We start from the raw sequence: 21,678 nt of genomic DNA, 5'->3' as shown, positions 1-21,678 counted from the left end.
GGCTGCGGCCCCGGCCGCGACCGCCCCCGCCGGCGGGGGCGGCTAGTCCAGGAAGGTCGCGGCCAGCGCCTCGGCCAGGCCCGGCACCAGGGTCGCCCCGGTCAGCACCTCGCTGGCGGAGTCCTTCTCCCGCAGCCGCACCGCGGACTCGCGGGAGCCGTCGCGCAGCACGCCCACGGTCAGCCGCACCTCCTGCCGGTCGGGATGCGCGGCGACCCACTTGGCCAGCTGCTTGTCGCTGAGTCCCTCGGGTACGGAGGCCTCCGCGGACGGCGGGAGCATCAGCCGCTCCACGGTCAGGGCGCAGCCGGCGATCGCGTCGGGCCACGCGATGGTCCCCAGGAACTTGTCCAGGGCGGTCCCGGCCGGCACCTGGTCCTGCTCGATCGGCGTCAGCTGGTTCTTGCCGGTGTCGTCCTGGTCGGTTCCGAGCTGGTTCGCGAGCCCGGGCTCCGACCGGCGCAGCCGGGCCGTGTCGACCAGGGCGAAGAGCCGGGCGGGCTTGTCCCAGCCGAGGGTGGAGGCGTACTCGTCGATCTCGAGGACGGCGCGGGTGAGCGGACTGGCCGCCATCGGGGTGCCGGGGGAGGGCGAAAGGTTGGACATGGGCAACATCCTGCCTCCTTTCTCCCCGATACCGGGAACTGACTAAAGCCTCAGTAAGTTGCATGGGTGGGCCCTACGATCGGGGGCCCAGCTTTGGAAACTTTTCAGTACGCCAGAGACCGACCAGACCACAGCGACTTTCGAGGTGCGCACCTTGGCTTTCCAGATGCCGGACCGCGGCGGAGGCCCTTCCGGGCCACGGATGAGAGTCGGCCGCCCCTCCCGGCGCGCCCGGACTCTTCTGATGACCCTGGGAGTCCTGGCCGTCCTGGCCATGGCGTTCATCATGTTCGCCGGCTTCTGGACGGACTGGCTCTGGTTCCGTTCCGTCAAGTACTCCACCGTCTTCACCACCACCCTGTGGACCAAGATCGGGCTGTTCGCCGTCTTCGGTCTGCTGATGGCCGGTGCCGTCGGGTTCAACATCTGGCTGGCGCACCGGCTGCGGCCGCCGCTCAGCGCGATGTCGATGGAGCAGCAGAGCCTCGACCGCTACCGGATGAGCGTCGCCGCGTACAAGAAGTGGCTGCTGCTCGCCATCTCCGCGGTCGTCGGGCTGATCGCGGGCGCGTCCGCCGCCGGCCAGTGGAAGACCTGGCTGATGTACGTCAACGGCGTGCCCTTCGGCCGCAAGGACCCCCAGTTCGGTCTGGACGTGTCCTTCTACACCTTCGACCTGCCCTGGTACCGCTTCCTGCTCGGCTTCGGCTTCGCCGCCGTCGTGCTCTCGGTGATCGCCGCCGTCGTCGTGCACTACCTGTACGGCGGACTGCGCGTCACCAGCCCGGGAGCCCGGGCCACCGCGGCGGCCACCGGGCACCTGTCGGTCCTGCTCGGCCTCTTCGTCACCTTCAAGGCGATCGCGTACTGGCTCGACCGGTACGGCCTCGCCGTGAAGTCCAGCGACTTCAAGGCCGCCGACAACTGGACCGGCCTGCGCTACGTCGACGCCAACGCCTACCTGCCCGCGAAGACGATCCTCGTCGCCATCGCGGCGATCTGCGCGGTGCTGTTCTTCGCCACCCTGTGGCGCCGCACCTGGCAGCTGCCGGTCATCGGCTTCGGCCTGATGGTCCTGTCGGCGATCCTCATCGGCGGCCTCTACCCGGCGATCGTGCAGAAGTTCCAGGTCCAGCCGAACGAGCAGGCCAAGGAATCCCCGTACGTCGAGAAGAACATCAAGGCCACCCGCGACGCCTACGGGATCGCCGGGACCGACGTCAAGGACTACCCGGGCGTGCCCAAGGCGGGCACGAACAAGGACGAGCTGCGCAAGACGGCGGACACCACCGCCAGCGTCCGCCTCCTCGACCCGAACATCGTCTCCCCGGCCTTCCAGCAGCTCCAGCAGGTCAAGGGCTACTACGCCTTCCCGTCCACGCTCGCCGTGGACCGCTACAGCGGCCAGGACACGGTCATCGGGCTCCGCGAGCTGAACATCGGCGGCATCCCGAAGAACAACTGGATCAACGACCACTTCCGCTACACGCACGGCTTCGGCGTGGTCGCCGCCAAGGGCAACACGGCCACCGACAAGGGCGCCCCCGACTTCACCCAGTACGACCTGCCCTCGAAGGGCATGTTCGGCACGGACTTCGAGCAGCGCATCTACTACGGCGAGCAGACGAAGCAGTACTCGATCGTCGGCGGTCCGCAGAAGGAGCTCGACTACTCGGACGACAAGGGCGAGAAGGAGACCAGCTACAAGGGCGGCTCCGGCGTCAACCTCGACAACCCCGTCAACCGGGCCGCGTACGCGCTCGCCTTCAGCGAGCCGCAGATCCTGTACTCGGGCGCCATCGGCGAGGGCTCGCGGATCCTCTACAACCGCACCCCGAAGGAGCGCGTCGAGGCCGTCGCGCCCTGGCTGACCATCGACGGGGCCCCGTACCCGGCGGTCGTGGACGGCCGGATCAAGTGGATCGTCGACGCCTACACGACGACGAACGGCTACCCGTACGCCTCCCGCACCACCCTGGGCGACAGCACCGCGGACTCGCTCACCAACAGCCAGCGCGCGGTGGTGGCCCAGGAGAACCAGGTCAACTACATCCGCAACTCGGTGAAGGCCACCGTCGACGCGTACGACGGCACGGTCAGCCTGTACCAGTGGGACACCGAGGACCCGGTCCTGAAGACCTGGATGAAGGCGTTCCCCGGCACGGTCAAGCCCAAGAGCGCGATCGACAAGTCGCTCATGGACCACCTGCGCTACCCGCAGGACCTCTTCAAGGTCCAGCGCGAGCTGCTCACCCGGTACCACGTCACCGACCCGCAGACCTTCCTCAGCGGCAGCGAGGCCTGGCAGGTCCCGGACGACCCGACGACCAAGGCCGGCACGGCGGTTCCGCCGTACTACCTGTCGATGAAGATGCCGGAGCAGAAGGAGAAGGACCAGGTCTTCTCCCTGACCACCACCTTCACGCCGAACGGCCGGGACAACCTGAGCGCCTTCATGGCGGTCAACGCCGATCCGGGCACCACGGACTACGGGAAGATCAGACTCCTGAAGCTGCCGACCAGCAGCCCGGTGGACGGCCCCAAGCAGGTCCAGAGCAAGTTCAACTCCGAACCGAAGATCGCGGAGTCGATCCGTCTGCTGCGCGGCGGTGACTCGGAGGTCGAGTACGGGAACCTGCTCACGGTCCCGTTGGACGGCGGCATGCTCTACGTGGAGCCGGTGTACGTCCGAAGCTCCGGGCTGAAGTACCCGCTGCTGCGCAAGGTGCTCGTGACCTACGGCGGCCAGACGGCCTTCGAGGACACCCTGGAGAAGGCGCTGAACGTGGTCTTCGGGGCCGAGGCCCCGACCACGCCCACCACGCCGACGCCCCCGACGACGACCCCGCCGGGCGAGGGCACCACCACTCCGCCCACCAGCCAGGACCCGACGGTCAAGGCGGCCCTGGACGACGCCCAGAAGGCGGTCGAGGCCGCCGAGAAGGCCAGGCAGTCCGGCGACTGGACGGCCTTCGGCAAGGCGCAGGACGACATCAAGGCGGCGCTGAAGCGGGCACTCGACGCCGAGGCGAAGCTGACGTCGCCCAAGCCGGGAGGCTAGGGGCCGGCGCAAACGTGGTCATGGCTCCGTCCCGCGTCGTGATACTGTGGTTTCACCGACGCGGGGTGGAGCAGCTCGGTAGCTCGCTGGGCTCATAACCCAGAGGTCGCAGGTTCAAATCCTGTCCCCGCTACTGAAGACGAAGGCCCGGATCCAATGGGATCCGGGCCTTCGTCATGTCCGGAAGAAGGACCTGGGCGACACGAGGTCACTGGGGCGGGTGAGTTGGGGTATGAGCGTGTTTGACTTGTCTCTCTGTGGGCATGTCGACAAAACGCTGTAGTGACCTCACTGGCTGCGACATACCAGGTGTACGCGGGTAGCAGGTGATGCGACGATGGGATTTATGGGGGACAGGTCAACTCTGCTGGAGACAGGGCGGTTTGTGAGGGCGGAGGCCGAGTCGGGTACGGAGTCCGCTGAGGCGGCTCAGGCTGTCAACGCGCAGACCGCACTGACCGATGCGGGGTTCTCGGAAGAAGCCTTCGGAGAGGCCGAGGGGGCCACCGACGCCGAGCTGGAGGCGCGCCACCGGGTGGCCGCCGACAGGGGCGACGCCGGGGCCATGAGCGTGCTCGGCGCGCTCCTGCTGCGCCGCGGCGAGCTGACCGGTGCCGAGCCCTATCTGCGCGGAGCCACCGCTGCGGGCGACCGGGCGGCCGCGAACAACCTCGGCGTCCTGCTGCACCAGCGCGGCTACCCCGACGAGGCCGCCGGGTGGTGGCGGGTCGCCGCCGTCGCCGGGTCCGCCCCGGCCGCGCACGCCCTGGGCCGCCACTACCGCGAGCGCGGCGACGAGCCCGCCGCCGAGTACTGGCTGCGCCAGGCGGCGGAATCCGGCCACGCCCTCGGTGCGTTCGGACTGGCCGACCTGCTGGAGCACCGGGGGGACAAGGGCGTCGAGCGCTGGTTCCGGGCCGCCGCCGAGCAGGGGCACCGCGAGGCGGCGTACCGCCTGGCCCGGCACCTGCGCAAGGGCGACCCGGCCGAGGCGGAGCAGTGGTACCGGCAGGCCGCCGCGCGCGGGCACCGGCGCGCCGGGCTGCACCTGGGCGCCCTGCTGGAGGCGCGCGGCGAGCTCAAGGAGGCCGGGCGCTGGTACCTCAGCTCGGCGAAGCAGGGCGAGGCCCGGGCCGCCTGCGCGCTGGGCTTCCTGCTGCGCGACGCCGGGGACGAGGAGAGCGCGGCCTCCTGGTGGCTGCGCGCCGCCCAGGACGGCGACGGCAACGCGGCGAACGCCCTGGGCGCGCTGCACGCCGCCCGCGGCGAGACCCAGACGGCCGAGAAGTGGTACCGGGCCGCGATGGACGCCGGCGACCAGAACGGGGCGTACAACCTCGCGCTGCTGTGCGCCGCGCAGGAGCGGACCGCCCAGGCCGAGCAGTGGTACCGCCGGGCGGCCTACGCGGGCCACCGCGAGGCCGCCAACGCCCTCGCGATCCTGCTCCTCCAGGGCGGGGACGCGGCCGGCGCCGAGCCGTGGTTCTCCAAGGCGGCCGAGGCGGGCAGCGTGGACGCCGCCTTCAACCTCGGGATCCTCTTCGCCAGCCGGGACGAGGACCGCACCGCGCTCAAGTGGTACGAGCGCGCCGCCGCGGCCGGGCACACCGACGCGGCTCTCCAGGTCGGCATCGCCCTGGTGCGCGACGGCGCCGAGCGGGCCGCCGAGCGGCACCTGCGCTGCGCGGCGGGCGGCGGCAGCGCCGAGGCGGCGTTCCGGCTGGCCTCGCTGCTGGAGTCGCTGGCCCCGCCGCCGGAGCCGGTGGCGCTGGGCGAGCCGCTGGGCGGGGTCGCGCGCACCGAGAGCGAGGAGTGGTACGAGCGCGCCGCCGAGCAGGGTCACCGGCGGGCGCAGGTCCGGGTCGGGATGCTGGCCGCCGCCCGGGGCGACCTCGTGGTGGCCGCGCGGTGGTACCGGGAGGCGGCGGAGGCCGGCTCCCGCAACGGCGCCTTCAACCTGGGGCTGCTGCTGGCCCGCGAGGGCAACGAGCCCGAGGCGGCCCTGTGGTGGACCCGTGCCGCGGTGGCCGGGCACGGCCGGGCGGCGCTGCGGCTGGGGCTGCTGGCGGCCCGGCACGGGGACCTGTCGGAGGGGCAGAAGTGGTGCGTGCGGGCCATGGAGCTGGGTCCGGCGGAGGTGTCGGAGCGGGCGGCCCGGCTGCGGGACGCGCTGGCCGAGGAGCTCTCCGCCTGAGCCCCGCGGCGGCGGCCCGTTCACTGATTTGCATCTGCCGGGCAGGCTCACGTACAGTCGTGTTTACCGACGCGGGGTGGAGCAGCTCGGTAGCTCGCTGGGCTCATAACCCAGAGGTCGCAGGTTCAAATCCTGTCCCCGCTACTGAAGGCCCGAGGCCCGGATCCCATGGATCCGGGCCTTGAGTCGTTTCTGCCCGCGAACGCGCGACGAGCGACGGAAAAGGGCCGGAGGCTCGTGCCCCCGGCCCTTCTCCGGTCCGGCGTCGCGCCGGATCCGCGTCAGACGCCCGCGCAGCCCGGGCACAGTCCGCGGTACGTCACCTCGACCGCCGAGACCACGAAGCCGAAGCGTTCGCCGTCGGGCAGGTCGGCCAGCGGGTCGCCCGCCGGGTGAACGTCGCGGATGGCGCCGCACCGGGCGCAGACCAGGTGCTGGTGGGGCCGGTGGGCGTTCGGGTCGTACCGCTTGGCGCGCTGGTCCGTGGAGACCTCCAGGACCTCGCCGAGGGTCACCATCTCGCCCAGGGTGTTGTAGACCGTCGCGCGGGAGATCTCGGGCAGCTTGCCCACGGCCCGGGCGTGGACCTCGTCGGCCGTCAGGTGTACGTGGTCACCGTCGAGCACTTCGGCCACGACGCGCCGCTGCGCCGTCATGCGCCAGCCGCGTCCGCGAAGTCGTTCCAGCAGGTCACTCATACACGCCAGCCTAACAGTGGGGATTCGGTGCAGTTCCCGAACCGGTGTGGACTTGGATGCTTGCTTGACTTAGACAAAGTCCATCGTAGGATCGGTTCTGGCAAACGCCAAGGTTCTGGCACGCCGAGGACAGGACCCGCAGGAAATGACGCAGGAGGCGCACGTGACGCAGCAGGGACCGCTCACCACGGAGGCCGGGGCTCCGGTCGCCGACAACCAGAACAGCGAGACCGCTGGCGTCGGCGGGCCCGTCCTCGTCCAGGACCAGCTGCTGCTGGAGAAGCTCGCCCACTTCAACCGCGAGCGCATCCCGGAGCGCGTGGTGCACGCCCGCGGCGCCGGTGCCTACGGCACCTTCACCGTCACCCGTGATGTGACGCAGTGGACCCGGGCGAAGTTCCTCTCCGAGGTCGGCAAGGAGACCGAGACCTTCCTGCGCTTCTCCACCGTCGCCGACAGCCTCGGCGGCGCGGACGCCCGCCGTGACCCGCGCGGCTGGGCGCTGAAGTTCTACACCGAAGAGGGCAACTACGACCTCGTCGGCAACAACACCCCGGTCTTCTTCATCCGGGACGCGATCAAGTTCCCCGACTTCATCCACACCCAGAAGCGCGACCCGTACACGGGCTCGCAGGAGCCGGACAACGTCTGGGACTTCTGGGGCCTGTCGCCCGAGTCCACCCACCAGGTGACCTGGCTGTTCGGCGACCGCGGCATCCCGGCGTCCTACCGCCACATGAACGGCTACGGCTCGCACACGTTCCAGTGGAACAACGAGGCCGGCGAGGTCTTCTGGGTCAAGTACCACTTCAAGACCGACCAGGGCATCAAGAACCTCACCCAGGCCGAGGCGAACGCCCTCGCCGGTGAGGACCCCGACTCGCACCAGCGCGACCTGCGCCAGTCGATCGAGCGCGGCGACTTCCCGAGCTGGACCGTGCAGGTCCAGATCATGCCCGCGGCCGAGGCGGCCGCCTACCGCTTCAACCCGTTCGACCTCACCAAGGTGTGGCCGCACGAGGACTACCCGCCGATCGAGATCGGCAAGCTGGAGCTGAACCGCAACCCGGAGAACGTCTTCGCCGAGGTCGAGCAGTCCATATTCAGCCCGGCCCACTTCGTCCCCGGCATCGGTCCCTCCCCGGACAAGATGCTCCAGGGCCGCCTCTTCGCGTACGGCGACGCCCACCGCTACCGCGTCGGCATCAACGCCGACCACCTGCCGGTGAACCGCCCGCACGCCACCGAGGCGCGCACCAACTCGCGCGACGGCTTCCTGTACGACGGCCGCCACCGGGGCGCGAAGAACTACGAGCCGAACAGCTTCGGCGGCCCCATCCAGACGGACCGGCCGCTGTGGCAGCCCGCCGCCGTCACCGGCGGCACGGGCAACCACGCCACCCCGGCGCACGCCGAGGACGACGACTTCGTCCAGGCGGGCGACCTCTACCGGCTGTTCTCCGAGGACGAGAAGGCGCGGCTGGTCGAGAACCTGTCCGGCTTCATCGCCAAGGTCTCCCGTGACGACATCGCCGAGCGGGCGATCGAGAACTTCCGCCGGGCGGACGAAGACTTCGGCAAGCGGCTGGAAGCCGCGGTCCAGGCCCTCCGCGGCTAGTACCGGCCGCTTGTCGTGGCAGGACGGCGGGCCGGGCTCCCCTTCGGGGGGCCCGGCCCGCCGTCGTCGCGTCAGGCGGGGACGGGGCCCCGGGCCCGCACCCAGCAGCGGATGACGTCGCGGACGGAGACGATGCCCACCGGGCCGCCGTCCTCCAGCACGATCAGGTGCCGGAACCCGCCGAGGGCCATGGCCTCGGCCGCCTCCTGGACGGTGGCCTCGGGGGTGCAGAAGACGACGTTGTTCGTGGTGTGCGCGCCCACCGACTCCCGGTCGGGGTCGTGGCCCGCGCCGATCGAGTTGAGGATGTCGCGTTCGGTGAGGATGCCGATGCCGCTGTGGTCGGGATCGAGGACGACGGCCGCGCCGACGCGCCGGCCGGACATGAGGGAAGCCGCCTGGCGAAGGGTGTGCGCGGGTCCGAGGGTGAGGATCACGGTGCTCATGGCGTCACGGACGAGCATGAAGAGAGCCACCTCCTGGGTGAGTCCCCCGCTTGGGTGGGTGCACTCGTGAGCGCCCCTTGGAGAATCGCTTCACAAACGCACAAGCGGAGGGATCCTCAGCGTCCCACGGACACGGAGGGTCAGCAAGGAGGCACGCGAGGGGCGTGTCGGGCGCCGCCCCCGCGCAAGGGGATCAGGCGCGGGGGCGCAGGTGCGCCAGCATCTCCTCGTGGAGCAGGCCGTTGGAGGCCGCCGCGTTCCCGCCGTGCACGCCCGCCACTCCGTCCAGGTCGGTGAAGCTGCCGCCCGCCTCCTGGACCACGACGGCGATGGCCGCCATGTCCCACAGGTTCAGCTCGGGCTCGGCGCACAGGTCCAGGGAGCCCTCGGCGACCATCATGTACGGCCAGAAGTCCCCGTAGCCGCGCGTCCGCCAGCAGGCGCGGGTCAGGTCCAGGAACCCGGGCAGGCGCCCCTGCTCCTCCCACCCGCTCAGCGAGGAGTACGCGAAGGAGGCGTCGCCCAGCGCCGGGACCTTCGAGACCCCGATCCGGGCCGGCTCGCCGAGCGCGCCGCCCGAGAAGGCGCCCGAGCCCTGTGCGGCCCACCAGCGCCGTCCCAGCGCCGGGGCCGAGACCACGCCGACGACCGGACGGAACACCCCGTCCGCGCCCTCGGCCATGAGCGAGATCAGCGTCGCCCAGACGGGGACCCCGCGGACGTAGTTCTTCGTACCGTCGATCGGGTCCACGACCCAGCGGCGCGGGCCGTCGCCCTGGAGCCCGTACTCCTCGCCCAGGATGGCGTCGCCGGGGCGGGCGGCCAGGATGCCGGCCCGGACGATCTCCTCGGCCGCCTTGTCCGCCTCGCTCACCGGGGTCATGTCCGGCTTCGTCTCGACCTGGAGGTCGAGGGCGCGGAACCGCTGCATCGTGGCGGCGTCCGCGGCGTCGGCGAGTTCGAGGGCGAGGCGCAGGTCATCGTCATACTCGGGCATGTCCGAACAGTATCGACACTCCCGCGGCCCGGCGAACGGCGTCCACAGTGCGGCCGGGGACGCGCCCTTGACAGGATCTGTCGGCCCGTCAACTCTGACGGGGGACCCAGCGGGAGACCCACAGCGGGGAGGCGACGATGCCGGCGGGCCGGGAGTCCTTGCTGCAAGCGGCCGAGGCGGCGCTGTCCGCGCGCCCCTGGCCGTCCGTGCGGATGGTGGAGGTGGCGGCCGCCGCGGGCGTGTCACGGCAGACCCTCTACAACGAGTTCGGCGGCAAGGAGGGCCTCGGGCGGGCCCTGGTGCGCCGGGCGGCCCAGGGGTACCTGGAGGGCGTCGACCGGGCGCTGGAGAGCGGAGCGCGCCCCGGGCGGGCGGACGCGGAGGGGCGGCTGGCCGAGCTGGCGGAGTGGACCGTACGGGCCGCCCGCGCCCAGCCCCTCGTACGGGCCCTGCTCACCGGCGGCTGGGACCTCGCGCTGCCCGTGCCGCCGCCGCCCGGCAACCGGCAGGCGCTCGCGCCGGGCGACCTGGCCCGGGCGGTACGGGACCGGGCCGTGGCCGCGCTGAGCCCGGAACCGGCCTGGCGCTGCGAGCTCGCCGTACGCCTCGCTCTGTCCTACGTGATAGCCCCGGGGGAGGACGCGGCCGGGGGCGCGGAGCGCGAGCGCGGGCCGGCCGAGCTGCTGCGGCTGGCCGGGGCGGCGCCCTTCAGTGCGCCGAACCGGACAGCTGGAGTCCGATGACGCCCAGGATCACCAGCGAGATCGAGACGAGCTTGAGGGTGGAGACCAGGTCGCCGAGGAAGACCATGCCGTAGATGGCCGTCCCGGCCGCCCCGATGCCCGTCCACACCGCGTACGCCGGGCCGACGTCCAGCTTCTTCAGGGCCAGGGTCAGCAGGCCGAAGCTGCCCAGCGCGAAGCAGGCGAAGGCGATCGTCGGCCACAGCCGGGTGAAACCGTGGGACAGCTTCAGGCAGACCGCGAAACCGGTCTCCAGGATCCCCGCGACCACGACCAGCAGCCACGCCATGTCGATTGCCTCCCCGCCTCGCGTGACGTCACGTCACTTGGTGCGATGATGCATTTACCAGACAGGGCGTCCTGCAAACCCCGGCGGCCGGTCAGTCGCCCTCGCGACGCTCCCGGGTCTGGAGCAGCCGGCGCAGCGAGTACAGCCGCGCCGGGTCCGCGTGACCGTCCTCCACCCACTGGTCGAGCGCGCAGTCCGGCTCGTCGTGACTGCAGGCGCGCGGACACCCCTCGGTGCCGGGCACCAGCTCCGGGAAGGCCAGGATCACCCGGGACGGGTCCACGTGGTGCAGGCCGAAGGAACGCACGCCCGGGGTGTCGATGACCCAGCCGTCCCCGCCCGGCAGCGGGAGCGCGAGCGCCGAGGTGGTGGTGTGCCGGCCGCGGCCGGTCACCGCGTTGACCACGCCGGTGGCGCGCTGGCGGCCCTCGGCGACCAGCGAGTTCACCAGGGTGGTCTTGCCGACGCCCGAATGCCCGACGAAGGCGGTGATCCGGCCGTTCAGCCGCTCGCGCACCCGTTCGGCCGCGTCCCCGGTCGCCAGTTCCTCGCGGTTGGTGACGACGTAGTTCAGACCGAACGTCGAGTAGATCTCCAGGATCTTGTCGGCGGAGGTCAGGTCGGACTTGGTGAGCACCAGCAGGGGTTCCAGCCCGGCGTCGTACGCGGCCACCAGACAGCGGTCGATCATGCGCGGCCGGGGCTCCGGGTCCGCCAGGGCCGTGACGATGGCCAGCTGGTCGGCGTTGGCGACGACCACCCGCTCGTACGGGTCGTCGTCATCGGCGGTGCGCCGCAGGACGGACCGCCGCGCCTCGATGCGCACGATCCGGGCCAGGGTGTCCTTCTTGCCGGACAGGTCCCCGACGATCCAGACCCGGTCGCCGACCACCGCCGCCTTGCGGCCCAGCTCGCGGGCCTTCATCGCGTGCACCGTGCGGTCCTCGACCAGACAGGTCAGCCGGCCGCGGTCCACGGTGAGGACGAAGCCCTCGGCCGCGTCCTCGTGCTTGGGGCGGATGCTGGTCCGCGGCCGGTTGCCCTTGGGGTTCGGGCGCTGGCGGATGTCGTCCTCGTCGGTGTGCTTGCCGTACCTGCGCATGACCGGCCCTACGCTCCCGCGATCCGCGGAGTCCGCTCCAGCATGTCCGTCCACATCTTCGGGAAGTCCGGCAGGGTCTTCGCGGTCGTCGCCACGTTCTCGATCTCCACGCCCTTCACCGCGAGGCCGATCACCGCGCCCGCGGTGGCCATCCGGTGGTCGTCGTAGGTGTGGAAGACGCCGCCGTGCAGTGCGCGCGGGCGGATGCGCAGGCCGTCCGCGGTCTCGGTGACGTCGCCGCCGAGGCCGTTGATCTCCGCCGTGAGCGCGGCCAGCCGGTCCGTCTCGTGCAGCCGCAGGTGCGCGACGCCGCGCAGCACCGATTCCGAGTCGGCCAGGGCGGCGACCGCCGCGATGCCCGGGGTCAGCTCGCCCAGGTCGCCCAGGTCCACGTCGATGCCGTGGATCTTGCCGCTGCCGGTGAAGACCAGGCCCGCGTCGGTCAGCTCGCAGGAGCCGCCCATCTCGGTGAAGATCTCGCGCAGCGCGTCACCGGGCTGCGTGGTGCGCGCCGGCCAGTCGGGGAAGGTCACCGTGCCGCCGGTGATCAGGGCCGCGGCCATGAAGGGCTGCGCGTTGGAGAGGTCCGGCTCCACGACGAGGTCGCGGCCGAGCAGCGCGCTCGGGGAGACCCGCCAGACGTTCGGCTCGCCGCCCGCCTCCGGGCTGTCCACCTGGGCGCCCGCGGCGCGCAGCATGTCCACCGTCATCAGGATGTGCGGCATGGACGGCAGCGTCGCACCGGTGTGCCGGACCTCGACGCCCTGGTTGAAGCGGGGGGCGGACAGCAGCAGCGCCGAGACGAACTGGGAGGAGTTGGAGGCGTCGATCTCGACGGTGCCGCCCTCCAGGGCCCCGCCGCCCTGGACGGTCATCGGCAGCGCGCCGCGGCCGTCGTCGTCGATCCGGGCGCCGAGGACGCGCAGGGCCTTGATGACCTCGCCGAGCGGGCGCTCGTAGGAGCGCGGGTCGCCGTCGAAGCGGATGTCGCCGGAGGCGAGGGTGGCGACGGGCGGCAGGAAGCGCATGACCGTGCCCGCGTTGCCGACGTCGAGGGTGGCCGGGCCGTGCAGGGCGGCCGGGATGATCCGCCAGGCCTCTCCGCCGGCGCCCTCGCCCGCGGAGCTGGAGGAGACCGTCTCCTCGATGCCGACGCCCATGGCGCGCAGGGCGTCCGACATCAGCTGGGAGTCGCGCGAGCGCAGCGGGCGGCGCACCCAGCCGGGCTCGGACGCGAGGGCGGCGAGGACCAGGGCGCGGTTGGTGACCGATTTGGACCCGGGCACGGTGACGGTGGCGTGGACGGCCCCGTCCGCGAGCGGAGCGGGCCAGAGGGCGTGGAGCGCGGGGGTCTCGGTCATGGCCACCACTTTAGTGGCTCGCGCCCGGCTCAGATCTTGATCGCGGGCCCGTCTCAGAGCCCGAGAAGCCAGCGGCCGCCGCCGATGAGGGAGCACAGCGCGACCGCGTGGAACAGCAGCAGCCACGCGAGCGGGGGCACGTGCGTGAGCCGCCCCAGCTGATCGGCGTCCGAATCGGGCGCTCCGCCGTGGCGGCGCTTGGCCTGGAGCTCGAACACCGGCCGGACCCCGCCGAGCAGCAGGAACCACACCACCGCGTACGCGAACAGCGCCTGTACTCCGGACGGGGCCAGCCAGGAGACCAGGACGAAGGCGGCCCCGGTCAGCAGCACCGTCATCAGCCCGTACGCGTTGCGGACCATCACCAGCAGCGCCAGCAGCAGCGCGGTCGCCGCCCACAGCAGCAGCGTGATCCGGTGGGCCGACAGCAGGGCCGCCCCGCCCAGGCCCAGCAGCGAGGGGGCCGTGTACCCGGCGGCGGCCGTCAGGACCATCCCGAGCCCGGTGGGCCTGCCGCGGCTGACGGTGACCCCGCTGGTGTCCGAGTGGAGCCGGATGCCGTCGAGCCGGCGCCCGGTGAGCAGGGCGAGCAGCCCGTGGCCGCCCTCGTGCGCGATGGTGATCGCGTTGCGCGACAGCAGCCACACCGGCCGGGGTCCCACCGCCACCAGGGCCGCCAGGCCCGTCAGGGCCACCAGCCACCAGGCGGGCTCGGTCTGTATGCCGGTGAGCCGGTCCCAGAGGCCGGCTGTCGTGGTGGTGTCCATGGAGTGGCGGACTCCTTGCGGTGGGGGGCGGCTGCCATGGCAGTGTGTCAGCCATGTGCGGAAGGTTTGCGGCGAGTCGTACGCCGGAGGAGCTGGCCGGGATATTCGGGGTCGAGCGGTGGGAGCCGCTGGAGGCGCCGGCGCCGGACTGGAACGTGGCGCCGACCAAGGAGGTCCACGTCGTCCTGGACCGTCCCCTGAAGGACGCGCGGGACCCGCGTCCGGTTCGTCAGCTGCGGGTCCTGAAATGGGGGCTGGTCCCCTCCTGGGCCAAGAGCCCCGAGGGCGCCGCCCGGATGATCAACGCCAGGTCCGAGACCCTGCACGAGAAGCCGTCCTTCCGCCGCCCCTTCGCCCAGCGGCGCTGCATCCTGCCCGCCGACGGCTACTACGAGTGGGTCACCGCCCACGACGAGCGCGAGCTGGAGGTGGAGGGCAGGAAGAAGCGGGCGCGCAAGCAGCCGTACTTCGTCCTGCCCGCCGACGGCTCCGTCTTCGCGATGGCCGGCATCTACGAGTTCTGGCGCGACCCGGCGCTGCCCGCCGAGCACCCGCTGGCCTGGTGGGCGACCTGCTCGGTGATCACCGCGGAGGCCGAGACCGGGCCGCTGGCCGGACCGCCCGCCGGGCCCGCCGAGGGGCCGCGTTCGCTCTCCGAGATCCACCCCCGGATGCCGCTCATGCTGACCCCGGACCGCTGGGACGCTTGGCTGGACCCGGCCCGCACCGACGAGGACGAGCTGCGGGGCCTGCTCGCGCCGCCGCCCGGCGGGCTGATGCGCGCCTACCCGGTGTCCACCGCCGTGAGCAACGTGCGCAACAACGGGCCGGAGCTGCTCACCGAGCTGGCCGCGCCCGAGGAGGCCACCCTCTTCTGACCGGGGCCCGTACGCGGCCCGCCCGGCCCGCGTGACCTGCGGGTCCGCGCTCCGCGGCGCCGGGCGGACGGCATCATCGGGGGATGACCACCGAGAGCGTCGACACCCCGGCGGGCGAGGCCCGCGTCACCTGGCACACCGCCCCCGCCGCACGGCTCGTACTGGCCCTCGGCCACGGCGCCGGGGGCGGCATCGAGGCCCGGGACCTGATGGCCCTGGCCGCCGCGCTGCCCGCGCGCGGGGTCACCGTCGCCCTGGTGGAGCAGCCCTGGCGGGTCGCGGGCAAGAAGGTCGCCGCCGCCCCCAAGGTGCTCGACGAGGGCTGGCGGGCCGTGTGGCCCGCGCTGCGGCGGCCCGGCCCGCCCGTGGTGGCCGGCGGGCGCAGCGCCGGGGCCCGGGTGGCCTGCCGCACCGCCGTCGGGCTCGACGCGGCCGGGGTGCTCGCACTGGCCTTCCCGCTGCACCCGCCGGGCCACCCCGAGAAGTCCCGGGCCGGGGAACTGCTCGACGCCGGGCGGCCCGCCCTCGTCCTCCAGGGCGGCCGGGACCCGTTCGGGAACCCGGGGGAGTTCCCGCGGCCGGCCGGCGCGGACCCGTACGAACTGGTGGAGGTGCCGGGCGGGGACCACGGCTTCGCGGTGCCGAAGAGGGGTGCCCCGACCCAGGACGAGGCGCTCGCCGTGATCACCGGGGCGGTGGGCGCGTGGCTCGACCGGCTCATCGGGTGACCGCCGGTCCCGCGGCGACCTGACGGATTGCGCAGTGATCCCGCTCACCCGCCGCCGCGCGGCGCCCCGGCGGCCGCGCAAACCCTTGGCGCGCCCGGGAATGCCCTGCCCGGGCCGCCTGTTGTGCGGAGTGTCGCAACGCAGGGGAATCGTCGGAGGAGAGGGAGCGCATGACCCAGGTCATCAGTCAGAACCGTCGGCAGGCCGCTGACCTGGACTGGACGGTGCTGCCCGCGCCCAAGAGCGCTTCGCTCCGGGCGGCGGAGGGCCGGGATGGTCGACTATTCTCCGATTCGAGCGGATCCGCTTTCGGAGCCGCCACGCTGTCGGAGGAGGTGGGTCCTGTCGCTGGGACCGACGAAGGCCAGGCGCAGGAGACGACCGCCGAGCGCAACGCGCGGTTCGAGCGGGACGCCCTCGGCTACCTCGACCAGATGTACTCCGCCGCGCTGCGCATGACGCGCAACCCGGCCGACGCCGAGGACCTGGTCCAGGAGACGTACGCGAAGGCGTACGCGTCCTTCCACCAGTTCCGCGAGGGCACCAACCTCAAGGCGTGGCTGTACCGCATTCTGACCAACACCTTCATCAACTCCTACCGCAAGAAGCAGCGCGAGCCGCAGCGCAGCGCCGCGGAGGAGATCGAGGACTGGCAGCTCGCGCGCGCCGAGTCGCACATGTCCACGGGTTTGCGTTCCGCGGAATCGCAGGCGCTCGACCACCTGCCCGATTCCGACGTGAAGGAAGCGCTGCAGGCCATTCCGGAGGAGTTCCGCATCGCGGTCTATCTTGCCGACGTGGAGGGCTTTGCGTACAAGGAGATCGCGGACATCATGGGTACACCCATCGGTACGGTCATGTCGCGACTGCACCGTGGCCGCCGTCAACTCCGCGGAATGCTGGAGGACTACGCCCGTGAGCGCGGGCTGGTCCCCGCGGGCGCGGGAGAGTCGAACGACCTGAAAGGCTCGGGCTCATGAGCTGCGGAGAGCCGCACGAGACGGAGTGCGCGGAGGTCCTGGACCATCTCTATGAGTTCCTGGACCACGAGATGCCCGACAGTGACTGCACGAAGTTCGAGACGCACTTCGGCGAGTGCAATCCCTGTCTGGAGAAGTACGGCCTGGAGCAGGCCGTGAAGAAGCTGGTGAAGCGCTGCTGCGGTTCGGACGACGTGCCGAGCGATCTACGCTCCAAGGTCATGGGCCGGATCGAGCTGATCCGCTCGGGCCAGGCCGTGCCCGACCACGATGTGACGGCCGGTCCCGCGCCCGGCTGAAACGCTTGAACAACGGCCCCCGGAAAGCCACTTCATTCACCCGAAGGTGCTAATCCGGGGGCCTCCGTACGGCGCAATGCGGAAATGTCCCCTGCTTTCCGCGGGGGCCGACCTATCCTCCCCTCTCGGTACCGGTGTGATCCGGTGCCCGGCGTGCCACGGCACAGGGGGAGGAGAGCGCCATGCGGGCACTTCCGCCGGCGGCCCGCGCGTACGTCCTCGCCGCCGTGCTCGCGGCAGCCGCGTGCGCCGCCCCCGCCCTCGCCGATCCCGCCACGCCCTGGGCGGCCGTCGCCCTGCTGGCCGCGCTCTACCTCGGCTGCGAACTGCTGCGGACCTGCCCCCTGACGGGCGCCCGGGTGCCCGAGGGGCTCGGCTCCTTCTTCCCCGTCCTGACCGCCGCCGTCTTCCTGCTGCCGCCCGCCGCCGCCGCGCTCGTGGCCGTGCCCGGCGGACTCGCCCAGGCCGTCGTCACCCGTCCCGCCGGGGTGCGCCGGGTGTGGCACGCCGCGCAGCAGGCCCTCGCGGCGTGGGCGGCCGGCGGGGCCTACGGACTCCTCGGCGGCCGTGCGGCGCTCGCCGGATCGCGGGGGGCCGCGGGCGCCGGGCCGGGCGCGGACCCGTCCGCCTGGGTGGCCGGCTTCCCGTACGTGATGCTCCCGGCCACCGCCGCGGCCGTGGTCTTCTGCCTGGTGCTCACCGCGCTCGACGGCGGCGTCCTGGCCGCCGCCGAACGCCGGCCCGCCGCCACCGCCTGGCACGGGCTCCTCGCCCGCTCCCTGGCCCCGCACTGCGTGCACGGCCTCGCCGGACTGATGATGGCCGTGCTCTGGCGCAGCCCGTACGGGATCCCCGCGGCCCTGCTGGTCCTGCTGCCGATGTACATCTCCTGCTGGGTCTTCGCCCAGTACCACCACGAGCGCGCCGCCCACCGGGCCACGATCCGGGCCCTGGTCCAGGCCGTCGACATCAAGGACCGGTACACGCGCGGACACAGCGAACGCGTCGGCCAGGCCTCCGCGATGATCGCCCGCGAGCTGGGCATGGCCGCCGACCGGCTGGAGGTCGTCCGCATCGCCGGGATCCTGCACGACGTCGGCAAGCTCGGCGTGCCGACCAGGCTGCTGCGCAAGGACGGCCCGCTGACGCCCGAGGAACGCCGGATCATCGAACTGCACCCCGAGTACGGGCACGAGATGGTCCGGGGCATCGGGTTCCTGGGGGAGGCCCGCTCCGCGATCCTGCACCACCACGAACGGGTCGACGGGCGCGGCTACCCGTACGGGCTGAGCGGGGAGCAGATCCCGGTGCTGGCCCGGGTGGTGGCGGTGGCCGACTCCTTCGACGCCATGACCTCGACCCGCTCCTACAGCAGGGCCCGGCCGGTGCCGGTGGCGCTGACGGAACTGGAGCGGTGCGCCGGGGCGCAGTTCGATCCGGCCGTGGTGCGGGCGCTGGTCGACGCCATCGGGCGGCACGGCTGGCACCCCGTGGTCACCTCCGACGAAGACCTCCAGGTGATCGGCCCGGGCCCGGGCGGCGGCGGGCCCGCCCTGCCGGGGCTGCCGGGCCAGGGCCGGGAGGCGGCCCCGGCGGACGGGCGCCCGGCCCCCGGCCCGCGGGGTGAGGGCGGCCCGGCATCCGACCGTGCCGCGCCGGACCGGCCCGCGCCGGACCGTGCCGCGCCGGACCGGACCGCGCCGGACCGTGCCGCGCCGGACCGGCCCGCGGCGCCCGGACGGCCCGGTCCGGGGCGGGGCGCCCGGTGAGGGGCGCCACCGCCTGGGCCGTGCGGGCCGCCGCCGGACTGCTCACCCTCGTGGGGATCGGCCACACCCTGTGGAACGGCGTGTACGAACCCGGCGCCGCCCTCGCCTTCGGCGCCCTCGTCGCCGTCGGCGAGCTCGCCCGGTCCGACCACCGCGGCGGCGCCGCCGGGCACCCGGCGCGGGGAGAGCGCGAGCCCGCGCCGCTCGGTTCCGCCGGAGCCCTCGCGTACGCCCTGCTCGGGCCCGACGCCGGGCAGCCCACCCAGCACGGCGTCCTGCAGACCGTCGCCGTCGTCGTCGCGGCCGCCCTCGCCGGGAGCGTCCCGCACGTGGCCCGCGGCCGCGGCCCGGCCCTGGACCACGTCGCCCGCCGGGTCCTGACCGTGGCCTTCGCCGCCGTCTGCTTCCAGCCGCTCTACCACTCCGGCCGGCTGGAGGACCGGATCGGGCAGGGCCCCTTCCTCGTGCTGTTCCTGCTGCTCCTGCTCGGCCTCAGCGCCCTGTGCGACGCCGTGCTCGCCGCCGCCCTGGCCGGGGCCCGCACGGGCCGCCCGTACGGGGCGCTGCTGCGCGACGAGCTGCGCGCCCAGCTCGGGGTCGGCGCCGCGATCTGCGCCACCGGGGTGGTGATGGCCCTCGGCGTGGCCGTGGCGGGACTGTGGGCCCTGCCCGTGTTCAGCGTGCCGCTGCTGCTGACCCAGATGTCCTTCCACCGGATCGCCGCGGTCCGCACCACCTACCGCCAGACCATCACCTCCCTGGCCCGGGCCACCGAGATCGCCGGTTGCACCCCGCCGGGGCACTCCCGCCGGGTCGCCGCCCTCAGCTGCGCCGTGGGGCGGGAGCTGGGGCTCTCGGAGCGGGAGCTCACGGTGCTGGAGTACGCCGCCCTGATGCACGACATCGGCCAGCTCTCGCTGGTCGACCCCGTGCCCTCGGGGGCCACCGCCGGGCTGCCCGCCGAGGAGGCGCGCCGGATCGCGGGGCTCGGCGGCGAGGTGGCCCGCCAGACCGGGGTGCCCGCGGAGGTCGCGGTCATCGTGGAGCGGCAGGCCGAGCCGTACCGGGACCAGCCCGTCGCCGCCCGCATCGTGCGGGCCGTGAACGCGTACGACGACCTGGCCGGCGGGAGCCGTCACCCGGGCGGCTCACTCGCCGCCCTGGAACAGCTGCGGCTGGGCACCGGGCACGACTACCAGCCGGAGGTCGTGGAGTGTCTGGCGAGGGTTCTGGCCAGCGGCGGGCGGGCCGGAGTCGTTCCCGTTCCGCCGGGGTAACCCATGGGTAGTGAGCGGCCGTCCGAGCGGGCATGGTTGGATGCAGTAGGAGTGTCCGTGAGGGTGTCCGTGAGGCTGCACCGTTGGACCGGCAGGCGGGAATCGTGAGGATCTTCGGGAAGGTACGGCATCGGCCCTCCGCCTCGTGGCGGCAGGCCACCGACCGCGCGTTCACGCTGATCGGCGACGGTCGGTACGAGGACGCGGGAGCGCTGCTGACCAGGGCGGCCGATCTGGAGCCCTGGCTGTCCGAGTCCTGGTTCAACCTGGCCCTGCTGCACAAGTTCCGGCACGACTGGGAGCAGGCGCGGGCCGCCGGGCTGCGCGCCGTGGCCCTGCTGGACCGCGAGACCGGCGCCCCGGACTGGTGGAACGTCGGGATCGCGGCGACCGCCCTGCAGGACTGGCCGCTGGCCCGCCGGGCCTGGCAGGCGTACGGGCTGAAGGTGCCCGGCGACCCGCACGGCGCGGCCTCCCACCACGGCCGGCACGGCGGAGAGCCGGTCGGCATGGAGCTCGGCAGCGCCGCCGTGCGGCTGTCCCCGGAGGGGGAGGCCGAGGTCGTGTGGGGCCGCAGGCTCGATCCGGCCCGGATGGAGGTCCTGTCCATCCCGCTGCCCTCCTCGGGGCGCCGCTGGGGCGAGGTCGTCCTGCACGACGGCGTTCCGCACGGCGAGCGGATCACCGCCGCCGGACCCTCGTACCCGGTCTTCGACGAGATCGAGCTGTGGGCGCCCTCCCCGGTGCCGACCTGGGTGGTGCTGCTGGAGGCGGCCACCGAGGCCGACCGCGACGCCCTGGAGCAGCTGGCCTCCGACGCCGGCTTCGCCGCCGAGGACTGGTCCTCGTCGGTACGGCTGCTGTGCCGGACCTGCTCGGAGAGCGAGATGCCCAGCGGCGAGGGCGAGGGGGACCACCTCGACCCGCACGACCACAGCGAACCGGGCCACCCCGGCCCGCTCGGCCACCGGACGGCCGGCTCGGGCTCCCTGTGGGTGCCCGAGCGCGAATGCGGCATCGCGGCCCCGGCCGGTCTGGTGCGCGGGCTGCTCGACGGCTGGGTCGCGGACAGCCCCGACAGCCGCGAGTGGCGGGATCTCGAAGAAGTCTGCTGAGCCCGGGCCGTAGGCTGTACCGGTCACATCGGTGGCTCGGCGAATCTACGGAAGGCGTACGGCGGACATGGCGCAGCAGGAGAACCAGGTGGTCCCGGTCGATGACGAGGGTTACGTCGTGGACACCGAGGGCTGTGAGGCGCGCGAGCTCGCCCACCGCGAGCGCGGAACGTCCCGCCCCATCACGGTGGTCGGCAACCCGGTGCTGCACCGGGAGTGCAAGGACGTCACCGAGTTCGGCGAGGAGCTGGCGCAGCTGATCGACGACATGTTCGCGAGCCAGAAGACCGCCGAGGGCGTGGGCCTGGCCGCGAACCAGATCGGGGTGGACGCCAAGGTCTTCGTCTACGACTGCCCGGACGACGACGGCAAGCGGCACACCGGTGTCGTGGTCAACCCGAAGCTGGTGGAGCTGCCGGCCGCCGGGCGGGTGCTGGACGACTCGAACGAGGGCTGCCTCTCGGTGCCGACCGCCTACGCCTCGCTGGCCCGCCCGGACTACGCCGAGGTGACCGGCCAGGACGCGCTCGGCAACCCGATCAAGGTCCGCGGCACCGGCTACTTCGCGCGCTGCCTCCAGCACGAGACGGACCACCTGTACGGGTACCTGTACATCGACCGGCTCTCCAAGCGCGACCGCAAGGACGCGCTGCGGCAGATGGACGAGGGCACCCCGCGCTACGAGGTCGTCCCGAACGCCTGATCCGCGGACCCCGCAGGCCCGTACGCACGCGCGAAGGCCCCGCCCCG

At 72.9% G+C, this 21,678-nt stretch carries 20 protein-coding genes and 2 tRNA genes; 14 read left to right on the top strand and 8 right to left on the bottom strand.

Going from position 1 to position 21,678, the window contains the following annotated elements:
* Nucleotides 1–42: 42 nt before the first annotated feature.
* Nucleotides 43–615 (bottom strand): PPA1309 family protein, encoded by a 573-nt coding sequence (locus ACGFXC_RS25830; RefSeq protein WP_393716542.1) that lies wholly within the window; start codon nt 613–615, stop codon nt 43–45.
* 157 nt (nt 616–772) lie between these two features.
* Between ACGFXC_RS25830 and ACGFXC_RS25825 the strand changes: the two genes are divergently transcribed.
* The 4 genes from ACGFXC_RS25825 (at nt 773) to ACGFXC_RS25810 (ending at nt 6,005) form a co-directional block, all read left to right on the top strand.
* The gene (locus tag ACGFXC_RS25825) at nt 773–3,667 is read left to right on the top strand and encodes a UPF0182 family protein (protein WP_393716749.1); all 2,895 of its coding nucleotides are present in this window, start codon (nt 773–775) and stop codon (nt 3,665–3,667) included.
* A 59-nt stretch (nt 3,668–3,726) separates the two neighbouring features.
* Nucleotides 3,727–3,800: transfer RNA gene (locus tag ACGFXC_RS25820), tRNA-Met, on the top strand.
* A 204-nt stretch (nt 3,801–4,004) separates the two neighbouring features.
* Complete coding sequence (locus ACGFXC_RS25815) at nt 4,005–5,861, top strand: sel1 repeat family protein (protein ID WP_393716540.1); 1,857 nt, start codon at nt 4,005–4,007, stop codon at nt 5,859–5,861.
* Between the two features lie 70 nt (nt 5,862–5,931).
* Nucleotides 5,932–6,005: transfer RNA gene (locus tag ACGFXC_RS25810), tRNA-Met, on the top strand.
* 137 nt (nt 6,006–6,142) lie between these two features.
* Here the strand turns inward: ACGFXC_RS25810 and ACGFXC_RS25805 are convergent.
* On the bottom strand, nt 6,143–6,559 hold the full coding sequence (locus tag ACGFXC_RS25805) for a Fur family transcriptional regulator (protein WP_393716539.1): 417 nt from the start codon (nt 6,557–6,559) through the stop codon (nt 6,143–6,145).
* A gap of 145 nt (nt 6,560–6,704) precedes the next feature.
* Here ACGFXC_RS25805 and ACGFXC_RS25800 point away from each other — a divergent pair, with 145 nt between their 5' ends.
* Nucleotides 6,705–8,177 carry a catalase gene (locus ACGFXC_RS25800; protein ID WP_393716537.1) on the top strand — a complete coding sequence of 491 codons (1,473 nt, stop codon included), beginning with the start codon at nt 6,705–6,707 and terminating at the stop codon, nt 8,175–8,177.
* A gap of 71 nt (nt 8,178–8,248) precedes the next feature.
* Here ACGFXC_RS25800 and ACGFXC_RS25795 read toward each other — a convergent pair whose 3' ends face one another.
* Nucleotides 8,249–8,641: a cyclic nucleotide-binding/CBS domain-containing protein gene (locus ACGFXC_RS25795; RefSeq protein ID WP_393716535.1), complete on the bottom strand. Its 393-nt coding sequence runs from the start codon at nt 8,639–8,641 to the stop codon at nt 8,249–8,251.
* A 175-nt stretch (nt 8,642–8,816) separates the two neighbouring features.
* Nucleotides 8,817–9,620, bottom strand: a complete 804-nt coding sequence (hisN, locus tag ACGFXC_RS25790; protein ID WP_393716533.1) for a histidinol-phosphatase — start codon at nt 9,618–9,620, stop codon at nt 8,817–8,819.
* A 137-nt stretch (nt 9,621–9,757) separates the two neighbouring features.
* Here hisN and ACGFXC_RS25785 point away from each other — a divergent pair, with 137 nt between their 5' ends.
* On the top strand, nt 9,758–10,363 hold the full coding sequence (locus tag ACGFXC_RS25785) for a TetR/AcrR family transcriptional regulator (protein WP_393716531.1): 606 nt from the start codon (nt 9,758–9,760) through the stop codon (nt 10,361–10,363).
* Here ACGFXC_RS25785 and ACGFXC_RS25780 read toward each other — a convergent pair.
* From ACGFXC_RS25780 to ACGFXC_RS25765, 4 genes are all read right to left on the bottom strand, one after another.
* Entirely contained in the window at nt 10,329–10,652 is a 324-nt protein-coding gene (locus ACGFXC_RS25780; RefSeq protein ID WP_030225858.1) for a multidrug efflux SMR transporter, read from the bottom strand. The two genes, ACGFXC_RS25785 and ACGFXC_RS25780, sit on opposite strands and share 35 nt — an antisense overlap.
* A 91-nt stretch (nt 10,653–10,743) precedes the next feature.
* A complete protein-coding gene (gene rsgA / locus ACGFXC_RS25775; protein WP_393716529.1) occupies nt 10,744–11,754 on the bottom strand; it encodes a ribosome small subunit-dependent GTPase A in 1,011 nt (336 codons plus the stop codon).
* A gap of 8 nt (nt 11,755–11,762) precedes the next feature.
* Nucleotides 11,763–13,115 carry a 3-phosphoshikimate 1-carboxyvinyltransferase gene (gene aroA, locus ACGFXC_RS25770; RefSeq protein ID WP_393716527.1) on the bottom strand — a complete coding sequence of 451 codons (1,353 nt, stop codon included), beginning with the start codon at nt 13,113–13,115 and terminating at the stop codon, nt 11,763–11,765.
* Nucleotides 13,116–13,168: 53 nt separating this feature from the next.
* On the bottom strand, nt 13,169–13,882 hold the full coding sequence (locus ACGFXC_RS25765) for a M50 family metallopeptidase (protein WP_393716525.1): 714 nt from the start codon (nt 13,880–13,882) through the stop codon (nt 13,169–13,171).
* A 53-nt stretch (nt 13,883–13,935) separates the two neighbouring features.
* Between ACGFXC_RS25765 and ACGFXC_RS25760 the strand changes: the two genes are divergently transcribed.
* From ACGFXC_RS25760 to def, 8 genes are all read left to right on the top strand, one after another.
* Nucleotides 13,936–14,760: an SOS response-associated peptidase gene (locus tag ACGFXC_RS25760; RefSeq protein WP_393716523.1), complete on the top strand. Its 825-nt coding sequence runs from the start codon at nt 13,936–13,938 to the stop codon at nt 14,758–14,760.
* A gap of 83 nt (nt 14,761–14,843) precedes the next feature.
* On the top strand, nt 14,844–15,488 hold the full coding sequence (locus ACGFXC_RS25755) for an alpha/beta family hydrolase (protein WP_393716521.1): 645 nt from the start codon (nt 14,844–14,846) through the stop codon (nt 15,486–15,488).
* Between the two features lie 335 nt (nt 15,489–15,823).
* Nucleotides 15,824–16,468 carry a sigma-70 family RNA polymerase sigma factor gene (locus tag ACGFXC_RS25750; RefSeq protein WP_007266438.1) on the top strand — a complete coding sequence of 215 codons (645 nt, stop codon included), beginning with the start codon at nt 15,824–15,826 and terminating at the stop codon, nt 16,466–16,468.
* Nucleotides 16,465–16,767, top strand: coding sequence for a mycothiol system anti-sigma-R factor (gene rsrA, locus ACGFXC_RS25745; protein WP_136213975.1), 303 nt, complete (start codon nt 16,465–16,467; stop codon nt 16,765–16,767). The genes ACGFXC_RS25750 and rsrA overlap by 4 nt, the downstream gene beginning before the upstream one ends.
* A 182-nt stretch (nt 16,768–16,949) precedes the next feature.
* A complete protein-coding gene (locus tag ACGFXC_RS25740; protein WP_393716519.1) occupies nt 16,950–18,536 on the top strand; it encodes an HD-GYP domain-containing protein in 1,587 nt (528 codons plus the stop codon).
* A complete protein-coding gene (locus ACGFXC_RS25735; RefSeq protein ID WP_393716517.1) occupies nt 18,533–19,813 on the top strand; it encodes an HD-GYP domain-containing protein in 1,281 nt (426 codons plus the stop codon). The genes ACGFXC_RS25740 and ACGFXC_RS25735 overlap by 4 nt, the downstream gene beginning before the upstream one ends.
* 104 nt (nt 19,814–19,917) lie before the next feature.
* Nucleotides 19,918–20,928 (top strand): tetratricopeptide repeat protein, encoded by a 1,011-nt coding sequence (locus tag ACGFXC_RS25730; protein ID WP_393716516.1) that lies wholly within the window; start codon nt 19,918–19,920, stop codon nt 20,926–20,928.
* A 67-nt stretch (nt 20,929–20,995) separates the two neighbouring features.
* Nucleotides 20,996–21,631 carry a peptide deformylase gene (def, locus tag ACGFXC_RS25725; RefSeq protein ID WP_393716514.1) on the top strand — a complete coding sequence of 212 codons (636 nt, stop codon included), beginning with the start codon at nt 20,996–20,998 and terminating at the stop codon, nt 21,629–21,631.
* Nucleotides 21,632–21,678 lie beyond the last annotated feature (47 nt).

This window comes from Streptomyces sp. NPDC048507, from assembly GCF_043199995.1.
Taxonomy (GTDB): Bacteria; Actinomycetota; Actinomycetes; order Streptomycetales; family Streptomycetaceae; genus Streptomyces.
Note: the sequence above shows the minus strand (reverse complement) of the source record. Positions and strands in the feature narration are given on the sequence as shown.

Bases quoted from the DNA above. Each gene is read 5' to 3' on its own strand.
- ACGFXC_RS25830 (WP_393716542.1), bottom strand. From the start codon at position 615: ATGTTGCCCATGTCCAACCTTTCGCCCTCCCCCGGCACCCCGATGGCG.
- ACGFXC_RS25825 (WP_393716749.1), top strand. From the start codon at position 773: ATGCCGGACCGCGGCGGAGGCCCTTCCGGGCCACGGATGAGAGTCGGC.
- ACGFXC_RS25815 (WP_393716540.1), top strand. From the start codon at position 4,005: ATGGGATTTATGGGGGACAGGTCAACTCTGCTGGAGACAGGGCGGTTT.
- ACGFXC_RS25805 (WP_393716539.1), bottom strand. From the start codon at position 6,559: ATGAGTGACCTGCTGGAACGACTTCGCGGACGCGGCTGGCGCATGACG.
- ACGFXC_RS25800 (WP_393716537.1), top strand. From the start codon at position 6,705: ATGACGCAGGAGGCGCACGTGACGCAGCAGGGACCGCTCACCACGGAG.
- ACGFXC_RS25795 (WP_393716535.1), bottom strand. From the start codon at position 8,641: ATGCTCGTCCGTGACGCCATGAGCACCGTGATCCTCACCCTCGGACCC.
- hisN (WP_393716533.1), bottom strand. From the start codon at position 9,620: ATGCCCGAGTATGACGATGACCTGCGCCTCGCCCTCGAACTCGCCGAC.
- ACGFXC_RS25785 (WP_393716531.1), top strand. From the start codon at position 9,758: ATGCCGGCGGGCCGGGAGTCCTTGCTGCAAGCGGCCGAGGCGGCGCTG.
- ACGFXC_RS25780 (WP_030225858.1), bottom strand. From the start codon at position 10,652: ATGGCGTGGCTGCTGGTCGTGGTCGCGGGGATCCTGGAGACCGGTTTC.
- rsgA (WP_393716529.1), bottom strand. From the start codon at position 11,754: ATGCGCAGGTACGGCAAGCACACCGACGAGGACGACATCCGCCAGCGC.
- aroA (WP_393716527.1), bottom strand. From the start codon at position 13,115: ATGACCGAGACCCCCGCGCTCCACGCCCTCTGGCCCGCTCCGCTCGCG.
- ACGFXC_RS25765 (WP_393716525.1), bottom strand. From the start codon at position 13,882: ATGGACACCACCACGACAGCCGGCCTCTGGGACCGGCTCACCGGCATA.
- ACGFXC_RS25760 (WP_393716523.1), top strand. From the start codon at position 13,936: ATGTGCGGAAGGTTTGCGGCGAGTCGTACGCCGGAGGAGCTGGCCGGG.
- ACGFXC_RS25755 (WP_393716521.1), top strand. From the start codon at position 14,844: ATGACCACCGAGAGCGTCGACACCCCGGCGGGCGAGGCCCGCGTCACC.
- rsrA (WP_136213975.1), top strand. From the start codon at position 16,465: ATGAGCTGCGGAGAGCCGCACGAGACGGAGTGCGCGGAGGTCCTGGAC.
- ACGFXC_RS25740 (WP_393716519.1), top strand. From the start codon at position 16,950: ATGCGGGCACTTCCGCCGGCGGCCCGCGCGTACGTCCTCGCCGCCGTG.
- def (WP_393716514.1), top strand. From the start codon at position 20,996: ATGGCGCAGCAGGAGAACCAGGTGGTCCCGGTCGATGACGAGGGTTAC.